Source organism: Stenotrophomonas sp. SXG-1 (genome assembly GCF_014083965.1).
GTDB lineage: Bacteria > Pseudomonadota > Gammaproteobacteria > Xanthomonadales > Xanthomonadaceae > Stenotrophomonas > Stenotrophomonas geniculata.
In genome coordinates this window covers 1,298,940-1,320,585 of record NZ_CP046588.1, presented here as the reverse complement: position 1 = coordinate 1,320,585, position 21,646 = coordinate 1,298,940, and the positions used below count along the sequence as shown (strand labels likewise).

Annotated in this window: 20 protein-coding genes; 10 read left to right on the top strand and 10 right to left on the bottom strand. The window is 59.4% G+C overall.

What is annotated here, in order from left to right; all coding sequences use genetic code 11:
- The first annotated feature begins 1,228 nt into the window (after positions 1-1,228).
- Entirely contained in the window at positions 1,229-2,626 is a 1,398-nt protein-coding gene (locus tag GOC52_RS06050) for a site-specific integrase (RefSeq protein ID WP_191850928.1), read from the top strand.
- A gap of 119 nt (positions 2,627-2,745) precedes the next feature.
- On the top strand, positions 2,746-3,114 hold the full coding sequence (locus tag GOC52_RS06045) for an H-NS histone family protein (RefSeq protein ID WP_019659229.1): 369 nt from the start codon (positions 2,746-2,748) through the stop codon (positions 3,112-3,114).
- Positions 3,115-3,411: 297 nt separating this feature from the next.
- Here the strand turns inward: GOC52_RS06045 and GOC52_RS06040 are convergent, their stop codons facing one another.
- The 4 genes from GOC52_RS06040 to GOC52_RS20825 all read right to left on the bottom strand — a co-directional run bounded on the left by GOC52_RS06040 (position 3,412) and on the right by GOC52_RS20825 (position 9,184).
- Entirely contained in the window at positions 3,412-4,140 is a 729-nt protein-coding gene (locus tag GOC52_RS06040) for a response regulator transcription factor (RefSeq protein WP_019659230.1), read from the bottom strand.
- 421 nt (positions 4,141-4,561) lie between these two features.
- Positions 4,562-5,332 carry a GntR family transcriptional regulator gene (locus GOC52_RS06035; RefSeq protein ID WP_019659231.1) on the bottom strand — a complete coding sequence of 257 codons (771 nt, stop codon included), beginning with the start codon at positions 5,330-5,332 and terminating at the stop codon, positions 4,562-4,564.
- Positions 5,333-5,412: 80 nt separating this feature from the next.
- Complete coding sequence (locus GOC52_RS06030; protein ID WP_032955122.1) at positions 5,413-6,990, bottom strand: EAL domain-containing protein; 1,578 nt, start codon at positions 6,988-6,990, stop codon at positions 5,413-5,415.
- Positions 6,991-7,045: 55 nt separating this feature from the next.
- The gene (locus GOC52_RS20825; protein ID WP_274600463.1) at positions 7,046-9,184 is read right to left on the bottom strand and encodes a methyl-accepting chemotaxis protein; all 2,139 of its coding nucleotides are present in this window, start codon (positions 9,182-9,184) and stop codon (positions 7,046-7,048) included.
- Between the two features lie 228 nt (positions 9,185-9,412).
- Here GOC52_RS20825 and GOC52_RS20900 point away from each other — a divergent pair, with 228 nt between their 5' ends.
- Positions 9,413-9,715 carry a winged helix-turn-helix transcriptional regulator gene (locus GOC52_RS20900; RefSeq protein WP_203218405.1) on the top strand — a complete coding sequence of 101 codons (303 nt, stop codon included), beginning with the start codon at positions 9,413-9,415 and terminating at the stop codon, positions 9,713-9,715.
- 778 nt (positions 9,716-10,493) lie between these two features.
- Here GOC52_RS20900 and GOC52_RS06015 read toward each other — a convergent pair.
- Positions 10,494-11,441, bottom strand: a complete 948-nt coding sequence (locus GOC52_RS06015) for an aromatic alcohol reductase (protein WP_053442702.1) — start codon at positions 11,439-11,441, stop codon at positions 10,494-10,496.
- A gap of 61 nt (positions 11,442-11,502) precedes the next feature.
- Here GOC52_RS06015 and GOC52_RS06010 point away from each other — a divergent pair, with 61 nt between their 5' ends.
- The 5 genes from GOC52_RS06010 to hxsA all read left to right on the top strand — a co-directional run bounded on the left by GOC52_RS06010 (position 11,503) and on the right by hxsA (position 16,160).
- The gene (locus GOC52_RS06010) at positions 11,503-11,949 is read left to right on the top strand and encodes a winged helix-turn-helix transcriptional regulator (protein WP_080112492.1); all 447 of its coding nucleotides are present in this window, start codon (positions 11,503-11,505) and stop codon (positions 11,947-11,949) included.
- A 469-nt stretch (positions 11,950-12,418) separates the two neighbouring features.
- Entirely contained in the window at positions 12,419-12,856 is a 438-nt protein-coding gene (locus GOC52_RS06005; protein ID WP_238794424.1) for a hypothetical protein, read from the top strand.
- Positions 12,857-12,953: 97 nt separating this feature from the next.
- Positions 12,954-14,339: a His-Xaa-Ser system radical SAM maturase HxsB gene (gene hxsB, locus GOC52_RS06000; RefSeq protein ID WP_238582451.1), complete on the top strand. Its 1,386-nt coding sequence runs from the start codon at positions 12,954-12,956 to the stop codon at positions 14,337-14,339.
- A complete protein-coding gene (hxsC, locus tag GOC52_RS05995; RefSeq protein WP_191850926.1) occupies positions 14,326-15,495 on the top strand; it encodes a His-Xaa-Ser system radical SAM maturase HxsC in 1,170 nt (389 codons plus the stop codon). Before hxsB ends, hxsC begins: the two co-directional genes overlap by 14 nt.
- Positions 15,496-15,497: 2 nt before the next feature.
- Positions 15,498-16,160 (top strand): His-Xaa-Ser repeat protein HxsA, encoded by a 663-nt coding sequence (hxsA, locus tag GOC52_RS05990; protein ID WP_191850924.1) that lies wholly within the window; start codon positions 15,498-15,500, stop codon positions 16,158-16,160.
- A 654-nt stretch (positions 16,161-16,814) separates the two neighbouring features.
- Here hxsA and GOC52_RS05985 read toward each other — a convergent pair.
- A complete protein-coding gene (locus GOC52_RS05985) occupies positions 16,815-17,429 on the bottom strand; it encodes a hypothetical protein (RefSeq protein WP_019659241.1) in 615 nt (204 codons plus the stop codon).
- 61 nt (positions 17,430-17,490) lie between these two features.
- On the opposite strand from GOC52_RS05985, the gene GOC52_RS05980 reads away from it, so the two are divergent.
- A complete protein-coding gene (locus GOC52_RS05980) occupies positions 17,491-17,790 on the top strand; it encodes a hypothetical protein (protein ID WP_065183090.1) in 300 nt (99 codons plus the stop codon).
- 439 nt (positions 17,791-18,229) lie between these two features.
- Here GOC52_RS05980 and GOC52_RS05975 read toward each other — a convergent pair whose 3' ends face one another.
- On the bottom strand, positions 18,230-18,664 hold the full coding sequence (locus tag GOC52_RS05975) for a BLUF domain-containing protein (RefSeq protein WP_019659243.1): 435 nt from the start codon (positions 18,662-18,664) through the stop codon (positions 18,230-18,232).
- A gap of 218 nt (positions 18,665-18,882) precedes the next feature.
- Here GOC52_RS05975 and GOC52_RS05970 point away from each other — a divergent pair, with 218 nt between their 5' ends.
- On the top strand, positions 18,883-19,248 hold the full coding sequence (locus tag GOC52_RS05970; RefSeq protein ID WP_191850922.1) for a hypothetical protein: 366 nt from the start codon (positions 18,883-18,885) through the stop codon (positions 19,246-19,248).
- 463 nt (positions 19,249-19,711) lie between these two features.
- On the opposite strand, the gene GOC52_RS05965 is transcribed toward GOC52_RS05970, so the two are convergent.
- From GOC52_RS05965 to GOC52_RS05955, 3 genes are read right to left on the bottom strand one after another with little or no spacing between them, the layout of a single operon-like run.
- Positions 19,712-20,206, bottom strand: coding sequence for an ABC transporter permease (locus GOC52_RS05965; protein WP_231110266.1), 495 nt, complete (start codon positions 20,204-20,206; stop codon positions 19,712-19,714).
- 45 nt (positions 20,207-20,251) lie between these two features.
- On the bottom strand, positions 20,252-20,614 hold the full coding sequence (locus GOC52_RS05960; protein ID WP_026346942.1) for a hypothetical protein: 363 nt from the start codon (positions 20,612-20,614) through the stop codon (positions 20,252-20,254).
- Positions 20,611-21,474 carry a hypothetical protein gene (locus tag GOC52_RS05955; protein WP_191850920.1) on the bottom strand — a complete coding sequence of 288 codons (864 nt, stop codon included), beginning with the start codon at positions 21,472-21,474 and terminating at the stop codon, positions 20,611-20,613. The genes GOC52_RS05960 and GOC52_RS05955 overlap by 4 nt, the downstream gene beginning before the upstream one ends.
- Positions 21,475-21,646: the final 172 nt, after the last annotated feature.

The window sequence follows — 21,646 nt, the reverse complement described above, 5'->3', positions numbered from 1 at the left end:
ACATTAGCCTGGCTACCCAATACGATGAACCAAGCAGCGGCAAAGGCCGACGCCGTTGTAGCGTCGGCCGATTGCCAACCTTCTGCGTCTTTGCCTTGGCACCACAGGACCTACTTCGCTTTGGTTTACTTGCCAGGCTTATGCTTGTGAGGCTTCAAGTCCGGCGTATTCCCGGGGGTGTCCTTGTTGTCCCGTCGACGCTTGTCCGGCTGCCCGGTCGAGGGAGCTATCGGCTTCGGTCCAGGCTTAATCGACATAACTTTACTCCTTCATTGAGAGGGAACAGCTACACAAAGCTGCAACATCGCATCACAACTGTCAATATACCCTAACGAGATAAACTGATTCATTCGTTATTGCCATTGCCCGCCCTCCCCCATTCTGTCCAGGGCGGCCCCGACAGTCTCAGTTCTGTTTCGCAAGTGAGATGAGGTGGCGCACCCAACGCCCATTATCCGCACAACGCCCCTGTGTTCCATAGCGCTGGGGGTCGTGGGTGCGGTCCCAAAGGTAGGCGTAATTGGACGCCATGATCTGCCCAGTGGCTACCAAGGGCTCCATGGCTTCCGCAACTGAGCGCTGGAACGCCGGATCCTTGTCGGCATGCTTGGCCAGCAGCCAAGCCGCGTCCGCTCCGTCCTGGCCCACTTGCGCCACGGTCCGGCCAGCCACGGGCCGCAACGGTGGACTTCAGCCGAGCGGTGTGCGCCCCATCGACGGCCCTGAGCACCCTCTCCTCGCCCTCGGCGGTCAGTGGGAAGTCCCGCGCCGCCTGACCGACATCCTTCATCCGTAGGAGCTCACCGCGCAGCTCTGGGTCAGTGGGCGTCCCACCGCTGGCTCCCAGCGGCGCGAAGAGGATCGCAATCCCTAACAATGGACCGAGTCGTTTCGCCACAGCTCCACCTCCCAAGTGACTTCTCAGCCATCAACTGGCTGCGCCGTTTAACAGCCGTACAGAACTAAACTAGCATCCCAGAGGGAGTTGTTAGCTTGTAGAAATTAAACAGTACCGTAATGACTGCGATTCGACATAATTTTTATCCAGTCAAGTCTTTGATTTTAATACATTAAATTCATCCAGTTCCTGCGTAATTTTCTTTTCCTGAAGAAGCAGTAATGGGCGCTCACAATAGATGCCTACGGTCGGTACGCGAACGACCCATTTCCATTGACGATTGCTGAAGCTGGTTTATCTGTACCTCCATCGAAACGATGGAAGCCCGCAATGCAGTTGACTCCCCCACCAAGCCCCCTCCAAATCTACCTGGACGACCCCAACGGCTCGCTGGAGATGTCCGACATCCGCATCGGCAGGTTTCGGATCGGAAAGCTGGTCGTCACCAGCCGAGAGGCCGCGATCCAGGCCCAAGAGATTCTCAATGCCGCCTATGAGCGCACCCGCCGCGCACGCTCAACGAAGAACGGCACCCGGTATCCCGAGCCGCTGCCGGCGGGCACACCCGGGCGCTCGCTCTCCGTAGAAATTGACGACTACATCCGCAATCGCGGCGACTACAGCTGCCTGGCCAGAGAGACCGTCGAGGCGACCTCTCGCACCCTACGGCTGCTTCTAATGACCTGCGGGGACATACCAGTCACCCGCATCGACCACGCTCACATCTACAAGCTGTGGGACCTCATTCGCTGGGCCCCAGACCGTCTGCTGTCCGACCCCGAGTACCGAAGGTTTACCTACGACCAGGCGGTCGCGCGTGGAAAGCAACTCAACGTTGCTCCGCCCGCCCCCGCCACGCTCGAGAAACACCGGCGCTTCCTATCGACCTTCTTCAAAAAGCTAGAGAAATCCAAGGCCATTGGTGCCTCGCCGATGGTCGCCTTCGACGAAATCAAGAAAGACTTGGTCGTGGATCCGAACAAGCCCGAGCGCCTTTTTGACGATGCAGAACTCAAGCGCATCTTCGACCTGGAGACATATGTCCCATGGGCTAGCAAGTACCCCCACCGCTGGTGGCTTCCAATCCTTGGCCTGTGCACAGGGGCGCGCATCAACGAAATCGCTCAGCTGAAACTAGCGGACGTAGTGCAAGAGGCTGGCGTCTGGTGCATACGGATCCAGAAGACCGTCGATCCCGACTTGGCGCACAAGACCCGCAACCGAAGCCGTCAGCGCCTGAAAGGAAAGTCTGCCATTCGAACCCTCCCCATCCCTCCCCAAGTGCTTGATGCGGGCTTTCTGGACTTCGTGGAGGATATCCGCGCGTGTGGCCATCCTCGATTGTTCCCCCACCTGACCGCCGGCGTGAACCGCAAAACGGGTGAGTCGAACCAGCGCTACAGCCAAGCGGCGCTCAACCAGTTCAGCACCTACCTGAAGAGCTTGGGTTTCGGGAAGGGGATTGGGCTGCACGCCTTTCGGCACACCATCGCCACGGAGCTCCATCACAAGGGAATTCCCGACGAGGACATTGCCTTGCTGACGGGCCACAGCATCAGCAAGAGAGTGCCGGTGCTGCATGAGGCCTACTTCCATAAGAAGCCGGAACTCGCCCGAAGGAAGCAAATCGACCTTCTGAGCCGCTACGCGCCGCCGGTGGAGCTGCCGCCCTACCAGAGGGGGCAGTTCGCGAAACAGCTGAGCGACCCGGGAAAGTTCTACCCGTAAGCTATTGCCAATGGCCAAGCCGCTGCGGAATGACGCGGTGCCGTTGCCATAGGCTTTCGTCATTCGCATCGAGGCGGATTTCGAACTACGCTATCCCTTCTGCACCTCGGATAGAACAGATGACAATCGATGTCAGCCACCTCTCGGCAAAAGAACTCAAGACGCTGATCGCTCAAGCAGAGAAACAGCAAACCAGAGTACTGACTCGCCCCAAGGCTGCCGCCATGCGAGCCAAGATCAACAAGTATGTTAAAGACCACGGTTACACGATTGAGGAGCTCTATGGGGCGCTTTCAAGTCCATCCACGGAAAAGGCCGGCAAGCGAGTAGTCCGGAATCCGAAGAAGACGGCCGGCAGCAAGGTCGCCCCTAAGTACCGCAATCCGGCCAACCCTGGTGAGACTTGGTCCGGCCGTGGGCGCCAACCGAAGTGGCTCGCTGCTTTGGTTCAGAACGGGAAGTCGCCGAGCGACTTCTTGATCAAATGAGTCCGCACGTCATGATTCCACGTGACTTCACGCTGTAACGCTTACCAACCACCATCTTGTGGCCCTCGCCAGAAATCGAAATTCCGTGGATTCGCGTCATTGCGAATCCACCTCTAGCACAGCAGCTCCAAAGTCTTCGCTGGACCTTCTTCACTCAGGCTAACCGACCGCCTGGCCAAGAGGCATTGGCGCAACATGCTGAGCATCATGCATTGCTTAGGCCAACGACCGGCCCACTCGGTCAGAGGCGAACTCATATCTATAAGAGTCTCTACTAGCCATGCGACTGTTCGGCCGTCATTTGAAGCGGTATCCCACACCTCTAACCGTCACCAGCACTCCGGTGATGCCATGATGCTTGAGCTTCCTCCTGATATTGTGGACATGCGTGTCGACAACCCGACTGGACGAATCATCGGCAGCGACGCCTTGGAGCAGCTCTCCACGCGTGAATGCTCTGGAAGGGGACCGCAGTAGCGCATAAACGATGTTGAACTCGGTCAGGGTCAAGTCGACGACAGCCGGCGGTCCAGACGCCTCTGATTCAACCAGTGCCCTCATCGCCACTCCATCTGCAATCAGCCTTCCCTGCCGGAGGATGCTATCCATTCCCCATCCAAGCGAAACGCGACGCAACACCACATGAACACGAGCGACGAGTTCCCGCGGACTGTATGGCTTGACGATGTAATCATCTGCGCCGCAATGCAGCGCACCGAGCCTATCCCGCTCATCGTCGATCGCAGAAATCATGATCACAGGTGTGCTCGCCCTTCCGCGGATCATAGCGAGCACATCGGTACCAGCCATCCTGGAAGACATCGTCTCTAGAAGCACTATGTGAGGGTGCCAATGGGCGAACAACTCCAAGGCATGCTCTCCGTCATCAGCAACCGCTACGAGGAACCCCTCCTTTCGAAGTTGAGCCTCAAGTATGCCGGCGCTTTCAATGTCACCCTCAACCAGCAGCACTCTTCTCACGCTGTAAGGAGACGACACCGAGTACACAGAGTTCGAAAGAGTCATTGATCAACTATTGATGTTTGTCCAGGAGCCGTCGAGGCGGCGAGCCCTTCTTATCACCACGCCGGGGCGTCGCCAACTGGCCGATGAAGACGGTCAGCCTGCGCCGCATGTCCGCACATGCAGGGAGTGCTCCAGACGTCGCATGGAGAATTTTCCCCCACCTTTGCGGGTTGCTCGAAGCAGCGCCATCCACTTATGGATGAAGCCGCAAATTGCCCTGCCGTCAGACCGAAAAGAGCAGTACTTGCAGGCACCACCGCGCCCTCGTGAGGATCCGCGGACAGATGCCAGCGAGAGAAGGATTTGAGCCGGCTCATCGACATCAGACGAAGTAGTCATGGATCGCGACAGCGGCTTAGGATGGACCTCCAGGCCGAGCCGCTCTCGCGCCCCGCGGCCGCAGCGTAACGCCACACTTGATTCACCCTGCCTGCCAACTTGCCGGGGGCAGCGGATACCTAATACTCTGTCGAAAGCGTGAGCTTGGGTAGTGACTGACAGCCACTTCGACAGGGTTGCCGGCTGTGGAGTAGTAGAAGCGAACAACTTGAAGTGCGGGATCACCTGGCGCCACTTGAAGCAGATCGGCGGTCTCCTTGTCGAGAACCGTAGCCGTCATGTCCTGCCGAACTTCCGTCACGGCTATGCCGTACATCCGCTCCAGATTCTGATAGATCGGCCCACGTGCTATCCGCGAGGTGATCTGGGCCGCCGCATACTCCGGATGGAGGTAAACTCGCACAACGCCCGCCGGCAGTGAAGCAGCTGACCGCCTTCTTAGAAAACAAGCCTCAGACAACTGGATACCACGCCGGCACTCCAGAACGTCCGAGAGGCGCTCATTGACGGTGATCAAGCCCAAAGATACGTGGTGAAGCTCTGTCCTTCGGAGAAGCTCGCGAAGGCCATCTACAGAAATGATCGGGGGAAATGCCTCCACCTCCTGTGGCGCCGGAAGCACCATCGAGCCAACCCCTGGGCGAGACGCGATCAAGCCTTGGAACCTGAGCAATGCCAACGCCCGGCGCACGGTTTGGCGGCTCACGCCGTGAACTGACATGAGATTCTTCTCGGACGGCAAAGTACTCCCCACTGGATGAGCCCCGCGCTCAATGTCAATGGTGATTGACTGCGCGAGCGCATGATAGAGAGGCTTCGGTTGGCCTTTGTAGGGCTGGCGTCGATCGGACATTGTCACTTCGTTACTCTTTCCTTTCCATTGCGCGCTGGCCTTCTGAGGAGCGCCGCTCTGTGTTGTCCTGGGCCCAACTTTCACAGATGTCGCCCTTCAAACTTCTCACCTGCGGGCAATGCGCCGGCCTTGCATGGCTTTCCTAAGAGCCAGCCTTGACCAACGGCGTCGGGAACGAGCCGGCACATTGCAATCGCCTGCTGCTCGGTTTCAACGCCTTCGGCTACAAGCGGCAGCTTCAGCGCCTTAGCCATTGCGCAGATGGCTTCAACGGCATGGCTCGCCGGAGAATGAGTGCCTGCAGCTCTGGTGAGCCGGCGGTCCATCTTCAGCCCTGCGAGAGGAAGGTCAGCCAGATAGGCGAAGTTCGAGTAGCCAGTTCCAAAATCGTCCAGGTACACCCTGAAGCCCGCCTGCTCCAGCTCGCGCAGCGCCTCTATCAGCAGCTGCTGAGAGGCAGTGGATCGCTCTGTCAGCTCTAGGACTATGGCGGATGCCGAAACTCCATAAATCTTTGTCTGCGCAAGCAGAAACTGTCTTAGTCCGATGCTCAGAATGTCCTGGGCAGACAGGTTGATGCTTGCGTAGAAGCCGTCCCCACATCGTAGGCGCCATCCAATCTCATCTAGGCTTTTCGCGACCACCACCTTCGCCAGCTCAGTGCCGAGTTTCAGGTGTTCCGCCATGGGTACGAAGGTGTCGGGCGAAACATCGGATCCAGTCAGTGTCCGCCAACGAGCCAAGACCTCGACACCGATCATCTGACGGTCAGACAAGCGTCGCAGTGGTTGGTAGACCAAGTCGATGTCTCCGTGCCTGATTGCGCGAGTCAGCATTAGGTCCAGAGCTTCCCGCCGCCCTTGGAAGACCTTCAGTAGAGCCCCTGACCCTGCTCCTCCAGCCAGAGCCAGCGCAAGGATGGACGTAACTGTCCAAGAAGGTTCGTTCCATAGGCTGCCGGATGCGGCTTGGGCAACGACGCAGATATCGAACTCACTGCTGCAGGCGCGTGTGGCGACGTGCCCGGCAGATGGAGTCAACGCCCCGTTCGTGCCCAGCGACATTTCCTGCACTGCGCCAAAGGATTGAAACCGGTGTCTGCCGTCTCGCGTGACCACCAACGCTCCGCCCCCCTCCATGGGCACTGCCACTCGCTCAAACGCCGTTGGAGCCGTGGTCACAATGGCGTTTCCGTACGACGCGAGGTCCACTTTGATGCGCCCATCGCCAGGGGCGGCCACGCTCCGCCAGAGCGAATAGCCTCGAACGAGGCGATTCGGAGCGACAAGCTTTACAGGCGTAGGAAGGCGCCCCCATATTGCTGTACATATCAATCGCCCGTTGCTCAATCTCCCAACATCCTTAATGTAGCGGGAGTGAAACGCTATGAGACGCAGCTCGGCTAAGTCCTCATCTCCACAGGGCGCGGCATCTATCAACAGCGCCTTGTTCAACCCATCAACGCCGGCACGGGCAACATCTTGAGCGTGTTCCAAGAGAACGACCGTATAGTCGGCAAGTTCAACTTTAGCCCGCTGCGTGACTGCCAACTGGGCCGCCGCCAGAGTGCTCGCGACCACGGCTATCCCCAGAAGAAAAGGCGCTGAACGGAGAAGTGCCCATCGCAAAGATCGCCGCTTAGCGGATGACTTGCGCATTCCTGACTCCGGGGTTAGGACCCGCCGGACAGATTGCTATCCGGCGGGATCGGACTCAACTGGCGTGAACCAAACGGGGGCGGAACTCAGTATTTACCTTAAAGAATGCGACTGCCTGAGCAAGCCCATCGGCCTGGTCTTCGACGGCACCGGCTGCTGCTGAGGCCTCTTCCACCAATGCAGCATTCTGCTGTGTCACCTCGTCCATCTGCATCACCGCCTGGTTAACCTGTTCAATGCCCGCAGTCTGTTCTTGGGAGGCTGCGGATATCTCCGTGATCATGTCGCGTACGCGCTGGACGCTCTCAACGACCTGATGGATGGTGGCCCCCGTCTGCCGGACCTCGTTCGAGCTGTCGACCACATCCTGGACCGAGCGATCAATGAGTTGCTTGATCTCCTTCGCTGCCTCAGCGCTGCGCTGGGCCAGCGTCCGGACCTCGCTTGCAACCACTGCAAACCCCCGACCTTGGTCCCCTGCCCTAGCAGCCTCCACGGCCGCGTTCAGCGCTAGTATGTTGGTTTGGAAGGCAATCCCATCGATCACCGTGGTGATGTCTGCGATGCGCTGAGACGACCCCTCAACCTTTTCCATCCTTTCCATTGCCCGATCAACGGCGCGGCCCCCCTGAAGGGCAAGTTCACCAGCGTCCGAAGCGAGTTTGCTAGCCTGCAAGGCATGATCCGCGTTCTGGCGCACCGTGGAAGTCAACTCCTCCATCGACGCAGCCGTCTCCTCCAGGTTCGCCGCCTGCTGCTCCGTGCGACGTGACAGGTCCGAGCTTCCCTTGCTCACTTCCGCGGCGGACACCCGAATGACTCCGGCTCCGTCCTGGATGCCTCGTACGATGCTGCCAAGCTGCTCCGAGGAGGAGTTCGCGGCATCACGCATTTTGGCGAAAACGCCACTGAACTGGCCGGCTACACGGTAGGTCAGATCGCCTTGAGCCACCGCCCCCAGCAGACTCGCGATACTCGAAAGGCTTCGGTCGCTGACGTCGAACATCTGGTTAAGGTTATCGATCATCTCTCGGAAGCTGTGACTAAAGCCATCTGAAGTTCCGCGTTGTGAAAAGTCCCCCAATGCCGCGGCTTGAACAAGACGACGAATCTCCTCGTTGATCGCCAACAAATTGCTTCGTGTGGTCTCCATAGCTTCTGTGATAGCGGTCTGATCTCCGGGCAGAGCCTCCATCCGTACGCTCATGTCCCCTATCGCGTAATGCTGAGCGATGTCGACGATCTGTTCGATCAGCATGTTGGAGCGCTCAACCATGGCGTTGGTGTCAATTGCGAGCTGGCCAAAGGCACCCGGATGACGGGAGCTATCAATACGATGGGACGTCCGCCCTTCGGCCTGAGCAGAGGCCATTTCCTCCTGATCAGCGATGAGAGCCTTGATGCGATCCTGCATCGCGCTCATGCTTCTCAACAGTGCTGCTGTCTCGTCTCGTCCCTCCACCTTGATCAAGTTCTCGATGCCACCCAATGCAATGGCATTGGCAGTTCTTGTGGCTTGCTCCAAAGGAACGGTCAAACTGCGCGTGATCGCAATTGCCAACGCGATGCTGAGCACGATCGCGAGAAGCCCGGCTGTGATAAGCATCGTGCGACCGCTGGCGCTCGCGGCTTGTGCCTCACGATAGCTTGCGTCCGCCAAGCGCTCCTGAAGCTCCGCGTTGGCAAAGATGGCAGCTTGCCACTCATTGAGGAGCACATCTCCTTCTGCGAGAAGCTTGGTAGCCTGAACTACGTCACCCTGCGAGGCCGCCTCGACAACTGAGTCATTGACCCGACGCGCTGCGAGTCGCTTTTCGGTGATGACGGCACGAATCCTCTTCCCTTCCTCGTCGGCAGGGGTTGCGTAGAGGGCATCACGAGCCTCGTCGTACACCTTCCGCTGCTCGGCGATCTTTCGCATCAAGGATGCCTGGACATCCTTGTCCTGCAGCATGATCAGTTCACGCAACGAGATACTGATCTGCATGTTCGCGCTTGCCATGGATTTGGAGAGTCGAATGCGCTCCATGCTCTCTTTGACTATCGAGTCCATGCTTCGCTCAGCACGGGACAGCGTCCAAAGACCGGACGCAACGATGGACATCGCAACCGCGATCAAGATAGCGAAGGCGGCACTCAAGCGGGTACCGACCCTGAACCGCATCAAGAAATTCTTCACATTCACACCTTTCATGGGGGAGGAGTTGGCTCCTGGCCGACAACGTCAGCGGGCCAGTGATCGGCCCCATCCGGCACAACCTTAGCCCTCCCACAGCGGAGTAGCACCCCACCTGGACTTTTCGCAATGACCACCATATAAGCGACATTGCGCGACGTTCACCACCTTTCTTGACAGGCGCTGCGTATCCAAAGAGTCGGTCCTGCCCGTTTACAGCTGCGCGCCATCGAAATCAGCAGGAACATGTATCTTTCGTTTGTCCATGACTTGTCCATAGTTGCCAGCGAAGGCAAGGACATGCCCCCCTCGAGGCAGGCGGCGCCTCCTGTCAGGGGAGAGGTCCACATTGCCCCTGACTATCTCCCATTGAATGGATATTCCCGGACGGAGGCAGGGATACACACGCATAACCAACTCGGCTTCAATGGTTGGCTTCGTCCTGCAGAGATCGGACGTCGGATGCACGGGATTACACAACGCATGCTGACCCGTAGGTTTCGCCATTTGGAGCGCGATGGGCTGGTAAGTGCGTCACTACTTAGATGAGCTGGCACCCCGAGTCGAATATGCACTTGCTGACCCGAGAGACGAAATCTTGGCTCAATTATTTCCTCTTTGGACTTGGATTGGAGAGAATCCTCAACAGCCTTCGATTCGTACGAGAGCCGTTCGCCAGCAAGCTGTCACGCGAAGAGGTTTGAACAGAGCGATCTCTCTGGGCTCAACTATTGACTGAGCGTGCTTGCTGGAGAGTTCATGGATGCCTGGCTCGACCAGAGCGCCTTTGAGTGCCGCTGGGGCAGTCTAGCCCCCTTGGGCTGATCGCTCAGATGGACAAGGTCGTAGGCTTCCTTGCTGTCGAAGTAGTAGCAGAACGAGCCCTTCGGCACTCCCAGCTACTTGACGGCCTCCTCGATGCCCGTGGCGGAGAATCTAGCTCCGTCTACAACTGGAGCTCGGTACGCACAAGCTCTCTCCTGGTGTCATCAAAGCCGCGGTCCGCCCCGGAGGGCGGCCGCGTTGGCGTGATACCTCGGTGTTGGAGGCAACATGAAGTGAACTTCAGGCCGACCGCCTATCAAAATCAACCGCCAAGCGGCATCGCTCGCTCATCGCAGGTGGGCTATCCGGCGCTGAGCGGCTCCTGAATCAGCGCAAGTAGCGGACCTCAGGGACACACATGACTCCCACCTAATCTGTGGAACCACTTGGCATTACTAAACAGACGCTGCGATCAGCACCTCAAGTAACTCGCCGCAGATCTAGCAAGGACTACCTCTCTACCGCCAGTTGCCCAGCGAGGACGACGACTAGCCCAGGCAAGCTATTTAACACCTCCCAGCTCAGCGGCGATCAGCGCTGACACGTCCGTGACCGGAATGCCTTCGCGCTCATTAAATGTCCCGGCCTTCGACCAAGACATGCCGCGGCCGATGGCGAATGCAGCCCGGTATTTGCGCATCATGTTCTTGGGATCGTTCTTCAGCTCTTCCAAGAGGAAAGGCACCGTCCAGACGGAACGCTTGAAGGATCGACCAAGACCAGCCTCCAATTTATCCGCAACTTCACCATAGGTGACGGTGTCGCCAGCCAAGAAGACAATCTCATTACGAATCGTTGGATCAAAGAACACGATCTCCGCAGTTAGGCGGCCAATATCATCGGGTGTTGTTAGCGTAACAGCATTATCAAGACTACCCAGCGCGTGGACCTCACTGTTCTCGAGATCAACCACGCCAAACTCGGGCTCAAACAAGTAGCTCATGAACATACCTGTCGAGATGATGACCCAATCGGTCCTGTCTTGCGACCGCAGCAACTCGCGAACGTCCAGCTGCGCATCGAAGATATCCTGCGGACCACCACGACCGATCGCCTCGAAGTCCACCCCGAACTGCCATGGGAAGTAGCGCGGAATGCCAGACTGGAGCGCGGCCTTGGCAAGCTTCATAGGCGTGTTGATGCCCGCAGCGTAGCCAGCACAGCCGATCACAGTATCGTAGCGGGAGAAGAGAGAAGCCAACTCATCGATCGAGTCATCCACCAAATCCCCCAGCACAATTTCGATACCCGCATTACGAATATCTGAAATATCCTTCTGCTTGGACGGATTGCCCGATTTGACGGCACTTTCGCGAAGCAGGACACTTATTTTTGCTCCATCAACTTCCTTCGCACGACGCGCCAGACTGCGCAGCACCGGCATACCGAGCTCACCCGCTCCCAATACAAGAATATTTCTCGACTTAACGTCATAATTCACATTATTCATCACTGCACTCACTTCAGCTTGTCTTTCCGGTATACTGCCAGCCCGTGAACTGGCGCGAAAGATGGGCACACGCGTGATACTGCCGTCAGACAATCTCCGTAGAGAAGACATCCTTCAGTACTCCCAGACGGTCTGCGATGGACTTCGAGATGATGACGATGGGCTTCGTCGAGAGGTCCTTGCCCATGCAGGCAGCCGTTGGTCGCTAGGTGTCATTCATACACTAGGCGTTTATGGTCAGCTTCGACATGCAGAGATCGGCCGTCGGATGCACGGAATCACGCAACGCATGCTGACCCGTACGCTTCGCCATTTGGAGCGCGATGGGCTGGTAGTGCGTCGCGAGTTCGATGAAGTGGTGCCCCATGTCGAATATGCACTCTCCGACTCTGGATATGAGCTCCTGGTTCGAATGGTCCCTCTTTGGACTTGGATTGTAGAGAACGTCAGCAGCTTTCGATCCGCACGAGAAAGGTTCGATAGAAAGCTGCCACGCGACGAGGCCTGAACAGAACGACCTAACTAAGCTCAGTTATCGCTTCAGCACGATTGCTGGAGAGCTCTTGATTATCTGTCACGAGCGCGGCGCCTTCTTTTGTGCCGCTGCGGCATTCCTGCCCCGGGCTATTCGCTCAGCTGGGCTGGCATGGAGATTGTTGATTAATATCGACCAGGCTCCGCACTTGGGTGTCAGATTCGCCCGATAAAGCCAGCTGCTCGCACTCCACGCTGATGCGGCGGCAATGCCGGCACTTGCGCTCAATCCAACGTTGAAAGATCACTGCCTGCGCATCAAGGAGCAGGTCGCTGCCCCAAGTAGTTGCGAGTAAGCACTATCGGCTCGGTCAAGCCCGCATATCGCGCTTCCACGATCGGCGCCATTAAGACCGAAAGACAATGTCTCTCATGGCCGCCCATCCTCTGCAAAGAAGCTTGTTTGGCTTCATTCCGGAGCATAGGCTGCGGGCGTCCAGCGCTTGAAAGAAGGCCCCAAGCTACCGCTGCTCTTTGTGGAGACAGGGAATCTGCAGCAAGTGGGACTTCCGACTGCCGAACTTGCAACAGCGCCCGGTCAGGAGCACAGTTCGTGCATCAAAGGGGGATGGGCAATGGAACGCTCGCAATTCATTATTGATCGCGCACTGTATTCAGACGACGTGGCGGCTCGGGCCGCGCATCGCTATACCGGCCAGCTTGGTATAGAGGTGCGCTGCCAAGGCGCCAACCTCATCGTTGGCATTTGGTCTCCGGACGGCTGTACGGTGCCAGAGGACATCTGGGCCCGGTTTTCTCGAGATTTGCTTGACGAACGCCTGCGAGCGGCCGTGCGAGCGGAGACGAGCGGACTTCAGCAGGAGCTGCTTCGTGCAGCACTGAACCAGGCACAGCCGGCGGTGCCCCATGTCGAGGTTTAGGCTCGCTGAGGCTTTCGCCGCGCCATCGGACTACCAACTGTTGCCTCTACGGTTCCGGCGTCTGCCGTGGGATCACGATCGGGCCTTCGTCTCGTCGATGGCAGGCGACTGGCTCCTGATGAAGATGGAGGACGTTCAGCGTCTGGTGACCCACCAGTTGCCGACCGAGTCCGCCCTCTTTGCGGATTTGGAAGCCCGGCACCTGGCCGTTGCCGGCACCTACCGAAGCAGCTTGGCGCCTCTGCTTAGTCAAATCCGCAGCCGAAAGTCCTACCTGATGGGTGGACCTGCTCTCCACATCTTCGTGGTTTCCCTGCGTTGCCACCACACCTGCAACTATTGCCAAGTGTCGCGGCAGGAAACGAGCGCCACTGCGTTCGACATGGAAAGCGCGCACGCCGGACAGGCGGTGGAACGGTTGTTCGAATGGCCGAGCCAAGAACTGACGATCGAATTCCAAGGGGGTGAACCCCTGCTCAATTTTGAGCAAGTGAAGGCCATCACCCGGCAGATCGTCGAGCGCAATCGGACCGCCCGACGCTCGCTGCGGTTCGTGCTGGCATCCACCCTGCATGACCTCACCGACGACCAGCTGGCGTTTCTGACCGAACATCGCTTCAAGCTCTCTACGTCACTGGACGGTCCCGAATGGCTTCACAACGCCAATCGCCCCAGACCCGGTCGCGACAGCTACCGGCGGACTGTTGAGGGGATTGAACGCGGACGCCGTTGGCTGGGAGACGATGCCGTCTCGGCGCTGACGACCCTGACCCGCCAGAGCCTCGAGGTCCCTGAGGCCATCATCGACGAATACCGGACGCTGGGATTCCACAGCATCTCCCTGCGTCCCCTGAGCCCCTACGGATTCGCCACCAAGACGGCCCGCCGCACCGGCTACCCCACGGAAGACTTCCTGGCCTTCTACCGACGCGCATTCGACCACTTGCTGTCGGTGAACCTGGCCGGCTACGCCATGGAAGAGTCCTACGCGTCTCTCCTTCTCTCCCAGCTCTTCACTTCGTTCGGGCACGGTTACGTCGATCTCCGATCACCCTCCGGAGCCGGGTTGGGCGCCGTCATTTATGACCATGATGGGCGGGTCTATCCGTCGGATGAGGCACGCATGCTGGCCGCCATGGGGGACGATGCCTTTGCCTTGGGCCACGTCAGCCAACCGGTCGGCCAATGGCTGTCCTCGCCCGCCATGGGCCGCTTGCTGGACGCCGGCGTCGCCGAGGCCCTACCCACGTGCTCCGATTGCGCGTTTGTGCCTATGTGCGGCGCTGATCCGATCGAGCACTACGCCCGCCAGGGGGATCCCATCGGCCATCGGCCCAGCAGCGACTTCTGCCGGCGGAACATGGGGCTCTTTGATTTCCTGCTGGAGCGCTACGAGAAGGCTGACCGGAACATCCAAGGATTGATGCGCTCCTGGGCCAATCCGAAGCCATCGGTGGAGGACGCCGTCCATGCTGCCGCTTGAAACCAGAGCCGAGCTGGCGCCGTCGGCGAAGGCCAGCCTGCTCAAGGTCGTGTCGCTGGCAGAGTTTGCCCAATCAGCACTTCCCTTCGAGCGCTTGGCCCTGGACCTGCGGGACGTCCCAGCGGACCACGCCAGCAATGAGCTGCTAAACCTGCCTTGGGGTGCAGTCTTGCCCTCCAGCGGGTTGCGCTCACCCAGTGAGGCTCCTCTCGTTCACTTGGAAGGTCCGCCGGGTGTTTGCAAGCCAGGGGATGTGTTGGAGCTCAATCCCCTGCAGAAGAAAGTGGCGATCCGCTACCGGCGCGGAGACACCGGCAATGTGCTGTTCGCCACCGAGCGCTGCAACAGTTACTGCCTGATGTGCTCTCAGCCGCCCCGAGACGTTCAAGACGATTGGCGGGTGAGGCACCTCCTGGACCTGATTGACCTCATCGATCCGGAGGAACCTTCGCTGGCGATCAGCGGCGGGGAACCGACCCTGCTAGGTGACGGGTTGGTCGACGTGGTGGCCAAATGCGCGCACGTGCTGCCCAACACCCACCTGCACATCCTGTCCAACGGCCGAATGCGTGAGCCCGGCCTGCACGCGAAATTTGCGGGCCTCCATCCTAACCTGAGCTGGGGCATTCCGCTCTACGGAGACCGCTATGCCTTGCACGACTACGTCGTGCAAAGCGAGGGGGCGTTCGCTCAGACCCTTCGTGGGCTTTACGCACTGGAGGCCGCCCAGCAGCGGGTGGAGATCCGAGTCGTGTTGGTCAAGCCCACGGTCGAGCGGCTGGCACAGCTGGCCCGCTACATATGGCGAAACCTGCCCTTCGTCGAACACGTTGCACTGATGGGCATCGAGCCCATCGGCTTTGCCAAAGCCCATCAGCGTGAGCTTTGGGCCGATCCAGCGGACTACGGTGACGTCCTGTCCGAAGCGGTAGGGCTGCTGGCCGCGGGCGGAATCCCGGTCTCGCTCTACAACCTGCCCTTGTGCGCGTTGGACCGATCGCTTTGGCCCTACGCCGTGCAAAGCATTTCGCCTTGGAAGAACGACTACCTGCCCGCCTGTGATGGCTGCTTGGTTCGCCAGCAGTGCGGCGGCTTCTTCTCGTGGGTCACACCGGCTTGGACCAGCCGGTCCATCTCTCCTGTCCTGGAAACCTGATCATGTCCAACGCACTGATGATCGTCGGCGCCGCCACCTTGGGAACCCTGGGCACGGAGCCGCCCAAGGGCCAGTCCGACCTTTCCAGGCTCTCCGAGATGGACGGGAAATACGCGACTGTCCTGAGCACCTCGTTGAATGCAGGCCGGCACAACCTGTATGCAGGGCACCGCAGCCACAGCTCCCATCGATCACACAGTTCCCATCGCTCCCATTCGTCCGGGTCGGGAAGCTCGTATCGCTCCTACACCCCGCCACCGGCGACCTATAGCCCACCGCCCACCCGCTACACCGCGCCAGCGGCACCGGCGGCGCCCGCAGCTCCCCGAACCACCGGGAGTGGCGCCAGCCATTTGAACAGCTACCCGACCCATAATTTGGAGCCGGCCACCCGAGCAAACTCGAGGTCCACGAACAACCTGACCTTGGAACCTGGCACTTACGAAAAGCCAGTCACGGAGGGACGGGACGCCGATGCGCTCAAGCTGCTCATCATGCGCGTCCAAGCAGCGCTCTATTCCAAGGGCTACGATCCGGGCGCCATCGACGGGGCGCTTACCCCTGAAACCCAATCGGCGCTGCGCATGTTCCAATTGGCCCACGGCATTCGAGCGACAGGAACGATGACAACTCCGACGCTCGACGCACTCGGGGTGCGGCTCTAATCAGCACGCCGGCACCATGCCGTGGCTTCCGCCTAATGCCAAAAGCTGACCACACACCAGCGTTCGTGAAGCCCCCCCCTTCCCCGGGGAGCCTTGCCTGACACCCCGTGAGGTCGAGACCAGGATTGGATTGCGCATTACCCAGGCCATGGCGTAAAGGCACACGGTGGAGCGCTTCGCTTGGGGGGCACACTCTCATGGCATCCGCGCGTATCGATCCGGTGAGCAGGCTCTAGAGCCTTCCTCTGGGGCGCAGAGCTTCGGCCGGAATGAAACTCTTAACGGTTCATGGTGTAAGGTTGACCCAACTGGCTCCTCTCTGGCGCGAAATCCTTCGCCCCTGTGTCTAGCCCCTCTCAGGTATGACACATGACACCCTCGACCGCTTTCCGGATCCTTCGGATTCGCCCTTTGCTGCGCCTGAATGGAACGATCGAGCGAGTGGAATCCCTACAGGCCAAGTGTGGCTCGTGTGGGGACGAATCGCGTATGTCGCGTGGCCAAGGCCTTACCGATGCTGTGGGGGGGGTGGAGCTCACCTGTCCCGCATGCGCGGTGACGGGGATTTTGACCGTAGACCAAGCGTGGGTTCTCTGGGGAGAGCAGATGAGAAAGGACAGGATCCTGGCGCTAGCGGGGCTGGTGCCCGAAGATCTAGATCGCACCTAGATCTTGCATCACAGCCTGCCCATCGCGCAGCAACGTCGCCAGAAGCCGACCACCAGCCACCTGCCGCCCTACCCGCGCGTTAAGCCAAGTGGCCTGGATTTTGCCGGCTGCGAGGACATCGGCTGGGGCAAAGCTCTCAGGCCTGCCGGCCAAGGGTTCTCCCGGCGAGGCCAAGCCGCCATCAAGGCACTGAACAATGGTAGGTCTGGTGCTGTCGTTCTTGGCGTACGCAGTTGCCATCATCCGACCATTCCTGGGCGACCAGCCCCCAAGAACCAGCTCAGTCCCGAGATGGTCAATCGGTAGGCGCGCTTCGGCAGCTGCCCTTACGTAGTTCGGCCACAGTTGGTCCAGCACCAAGCCCAGCTCCGCGGAAAGCTGTTCCATCGTGAAATCTGCGCGGAAGCTCGCCTGAAGCGCCAGCTCGTAGACACGAAGAAAAAACTGCGTAGACCCGCGTGCGGCCATCACGAGATTGTGCTGCGGAATCAGGAGCATTTTGGCGCCCGAGGAGTGGGCGCCGGTCCGGGCATCCTCTGCCAGGGTGTCAACAGCAACGAGGAGCTGGCTAGGGCTCAGCAAGACGTTGAGAATGCTCATTGTGTCTGCCTAATGACCTAGATGGACTATCTCTCGTATTCATCCTCAAGTCGAGTCCGCTATGACATACACCCTGGAGCAACTTGCTGAACGCCTGCACGCATGCGAGGTCGACTTAGAAGCGCATCGGGGATACCTCAAAGCGATGGAGTACGCACTCGGCGCGACCATCGCCACCCACAGTGATCCGCCATCATTGCGCCGGATCTGGGACCTGATGTTGGTGGAAGCGGCGGACACTCATGCCGGCCTCGATGGCCCGATCTTCACCGCTGCCTTTCAGCAGTCTCTTCGGATGCTCACCGAACAGATATCCCTGATGGACCCAGGCCCTACCAGCCAGCGCCCAATAGATCAGTAAGGATCTGCTCCAGCTTGGTGGCCGCCTCCCGCTGAGAGCTGACCTTGATCGAAAGGCCGCTTTGAGCGGGACCAGGACGAGTCTCAAACCGAGTGATGGTTCCACCCCCGTTTCCATCCACCTCCACTCTGGCGGTTATGATTCTGCCATTGGCGCTGAACGTCCAATCCTGGAAGGCGTGCATTTCTATGCTCGAAGCTGGGTTGTGCAGAATAACCTGCACCAACCGGCTCTAGGGCCACCCGGCTCGACAAGCCGCCCCCTGTTATGCGCCCAATCGCGGCGTTGTCGTCCTTGCTCGCGTCTCAAGATCCCGCACCGCACCCTCGTTATCGCGGGGATCTTCGCCGCAGGTGCCATCAAGCGCTCCCGCATTGAAAGCAAACCCTCATCCTGAAACGAACCCCAGTTGCGCCCTACTACGTGCCCACGGCGCGCACTAGGCCTCGGCTGGCTCTCGGTGTCGGGCAACGAGCTCGGCGAGCTGCTCCATGCCCGTCACGGGCTCAAACCTGCCCTTCAAACGCTGTGAGAAGTTGGTCCAGTCCGCTCGAACCAAGGTCTTCAAACAGGGAGTGGACACCCGCATGAACAGCAGAGGCTGATCGGAGAAGCGAAGCTTTTGGACAGCACCTCTAGCGAGCTGCACAAGCTCTGAGTGGATGTCCAGCGACTCCACATAGACCATCGTCGCACCTACCGCGCTGGCGGTCCCCTCAAGGTAGGTGAAAAAGCGGCTTCCATCGAAGCACACAACTGCGCGCGAACCACATGCCTCATTGAACTCAGCGCCGGCTGCCATCAGCTCGGCAATCCGCACTTCAGTCAGCTCCTCTACTGCTGAGCTTACAAAGACAACCGAGCAATTGAGCATGCCTAACAACCTCGAGTTAAGGCGTCAGCCTACGCCGCGCTTTGTGCTCTGGGTGTGCAGGAAGCAAAGGCGAAAGCGAGAGGTCACTCAGTCGCGGGACCTTCACGCTCGCGCAACTATTCTCGCCGACGCCGCTCAATGCTGAGCGGTCAAGAACGGCATCGGACTCTTCTTGCGCAACTCGCAGGAAGCGATCAGCCCAGAGTCATCGCCACTGCATGATCAAGAGCAATCCCCTCCACGCTCCGCCCTTCGAACTAAACTCACCTCAATTCGTCTGGAAAACCAGGTTCAAGGACAAATGTGTCTATACCGGATGCGGAGTGGGTCTTCCCGGGCGAATTGACAGCGATCACCGTGCCGAAGTCCACGCAACCAAGCAGGCGCTCGCAGCCCAGCTTGCGCATGTTCGGCTCTCGCAGTGCCACGAGGTGTTCGTCAGGAACACGACTGCCGCATTGATCACCGTCCACCATTTCCTGTCCCAGGCGGCGGAGAAGGATGCTGTCTTCTTCCTCTGCGCAACTGCTGAGGTTGCCGGGGAGATCATTGCGACACTCAACGTGGATGACAGACCGGCTTGAAGAAGGAAACTAGCAGTGGGAGATGAATCAGTTTACGGGATAGTGAGAGCTCGATAGCAGTTAAGCCTCAGATCGCAAATGGCTTGACACATTTTCAGATCCGCTACTCCGTATACCTTGCCAAGCTTCAGACGCATGGTTAGATGCTTCCATCTTCAACGGAGGCAGCAACGATGGGCAACGTTCGCGGTAACAAGAAAGAACCACGCTTAGCTAGCGATTGGCGGCAGGCCACCGAGGCCATACCAATCTTGATCGTCGAACGGAACGAAGCTTCCGTCATGGGCACCGATGCATTGATCGCGGCGGCCCAATCGGGGCTCAGGGACGCCTGCGAGAACTGCCGGACGGCTTTGATCGAGCATCGAAGGGAGTAGGTGGCCATCGCCGCCGGCATCTTTCGCGAACCGCTGAAAAGGGGCATTTGCCCCCTTTGATGGTTGTCAGAAGCTGCCGGCACGCCTTACAGACTGGTGGCCCGCCACACGCGCCCGATCAGCCCGCCCATGAGTGGCGCAATCGGGAAGACGGTGTAGAGGGCGGCCAACGCCAGCGGCGGGACAGACACGAAGAAGTTGCGTTCCGACTCGATCAGGCCAGGGTAGAAGATCCCTACACCGATGCTCGCCAGCTGGACGACCACCACGACCAGCGTGCCCATCAGTGCCCCCTTCCAAAAGCCCCCGCGCCTCGGTTCCAAGAAGGGATTGACCGCCCTGGCTGCCCGAACGCGCGCCGCCCGCCAGTTCAGCACGTAAAGCAGCAGGAGGAGCGCCAACACGCCGACTCCAGCCGAGAACGCCGCCACAGCCTGCCAGGCAAGCCCAAGCTCTCCAGAAATTTCTGCACCGCCTACGAAGGCGAGCAGGCCAGCGCCTCCAAGAAGGACCGTTGCGGGTGCGAGCAGGGCCCACTGCATATTGGACGCGGTCGAGTGAGAGCGAACGTGGACATTCATGGAACCTCCAAATGAGCGAAACCGAGGGCGAGTTACAGGGGCCGATCAGGGCTTCTTCTGCGCATCAACAAGCAGCCACTGCCCTGCCCGCTTTTCAAACACCAGATCCGCTCGCGCCGGCACGGGTGCAGGACTCTCCTTGAGCTGGCGACCGCCCTGGAAACCGATCACATCGAGGGTGCCGCCCGTGACGCACGTCGTTCGTTCGGGCCCGCTCGGATGGCAGTCGGCGTTCAAGTCCTCCCAGCCACGCACTTCCACGCGCTGCCCTAGCTCGGCCACCAGGTTTTCGTTCAAATACTGCTCATAACCCTTCGCCACCTGCTCCATCGACGGCCCTTGGTCCGCCTTGCTGCATGCGGCCAAGCCGACAATGGCTACTGCAGCGGCCACCATTCCACGCTTCATGCACCTTCTCCTAGGTTCTTAGTGACGTCCACTTCGATCGTTTCGTTCCGATAGCCCAGGCTCACCTTCTCGACGGTCACGTCCATCTTGGGCTCCGTGCCGTCGATCCAAACCCGATTGACCGAGAAGACCACGCGGTCGTCTTGAAACGAGCGGCCTTGACGCGCGAGGTTAGCCGCTTCGGCCGGGTCCATCCGGATCAGCAACCGGTAGCGCCCCGCGTTCGGCGGGCTGGACACGCCCGTGGGCGTCTTGCGAATCCAGGGGACGAAGTTCTTTCCCGTGACACTCAACCCAGCAAGCGAGATCTGCGGCATCGGCACGAACACTTCCATCACGCCCCGATCTGCGTTGTAGCTGACTCCGCCCAGCGCTTTGAAGTTCGGGCGAACGGCATACCGCCGAATCCCTTTGAACCGCTCGAGCCTTGCGTCGAAGGCCGGCCCGAAGCGCTGCTCGATCACCGCCGCTGACGGCTCCGCCTCTTGGCTGCCCGTCGTCCTCTTTGCGGCCACCCAAGCCTGCCGCAAGCACCACTGCCGCTTTTCCGATGGCAACTGGTAGGCGGAATGGGCCATCGCCAGCAGGCCCATGTCGCACATGTCGATCCCTTGTGCCCCCGTGGAAGACAGCCCTTCGCGCAGGTGCTGAGCACCCTCAAGGGTGTCCTCGTCCAGGTCCCAATACATCCCTGCAGGTTCGGCGTATAGGGGGTGGGACACCTTGGCCTGCGAGCCGGACTTCCCAGAGAGGGCCCCACCGATCTGCCGAAGCAGGCCCGATGCGGTCGTGGATTGGGCGCTGGCGCCCGTCGATACAGCCAGCGCGAACGCGCCGGCCAGAACTGCCCCGTTCTTCATACAGCCCCTCGTTCCTTTGGATGGACTTGCCACAAACTTACGTGGCACGTAGAGTCTACCCCTGACGTAGGGCTTGGGTCATCATCGGTGCATGCCTGCACTGCATCCGTTCAGCCTGTGACTACGCCGACAACTCCGCGAGCGATCGTGGCGGCGCGACTGCGCCAAGCCA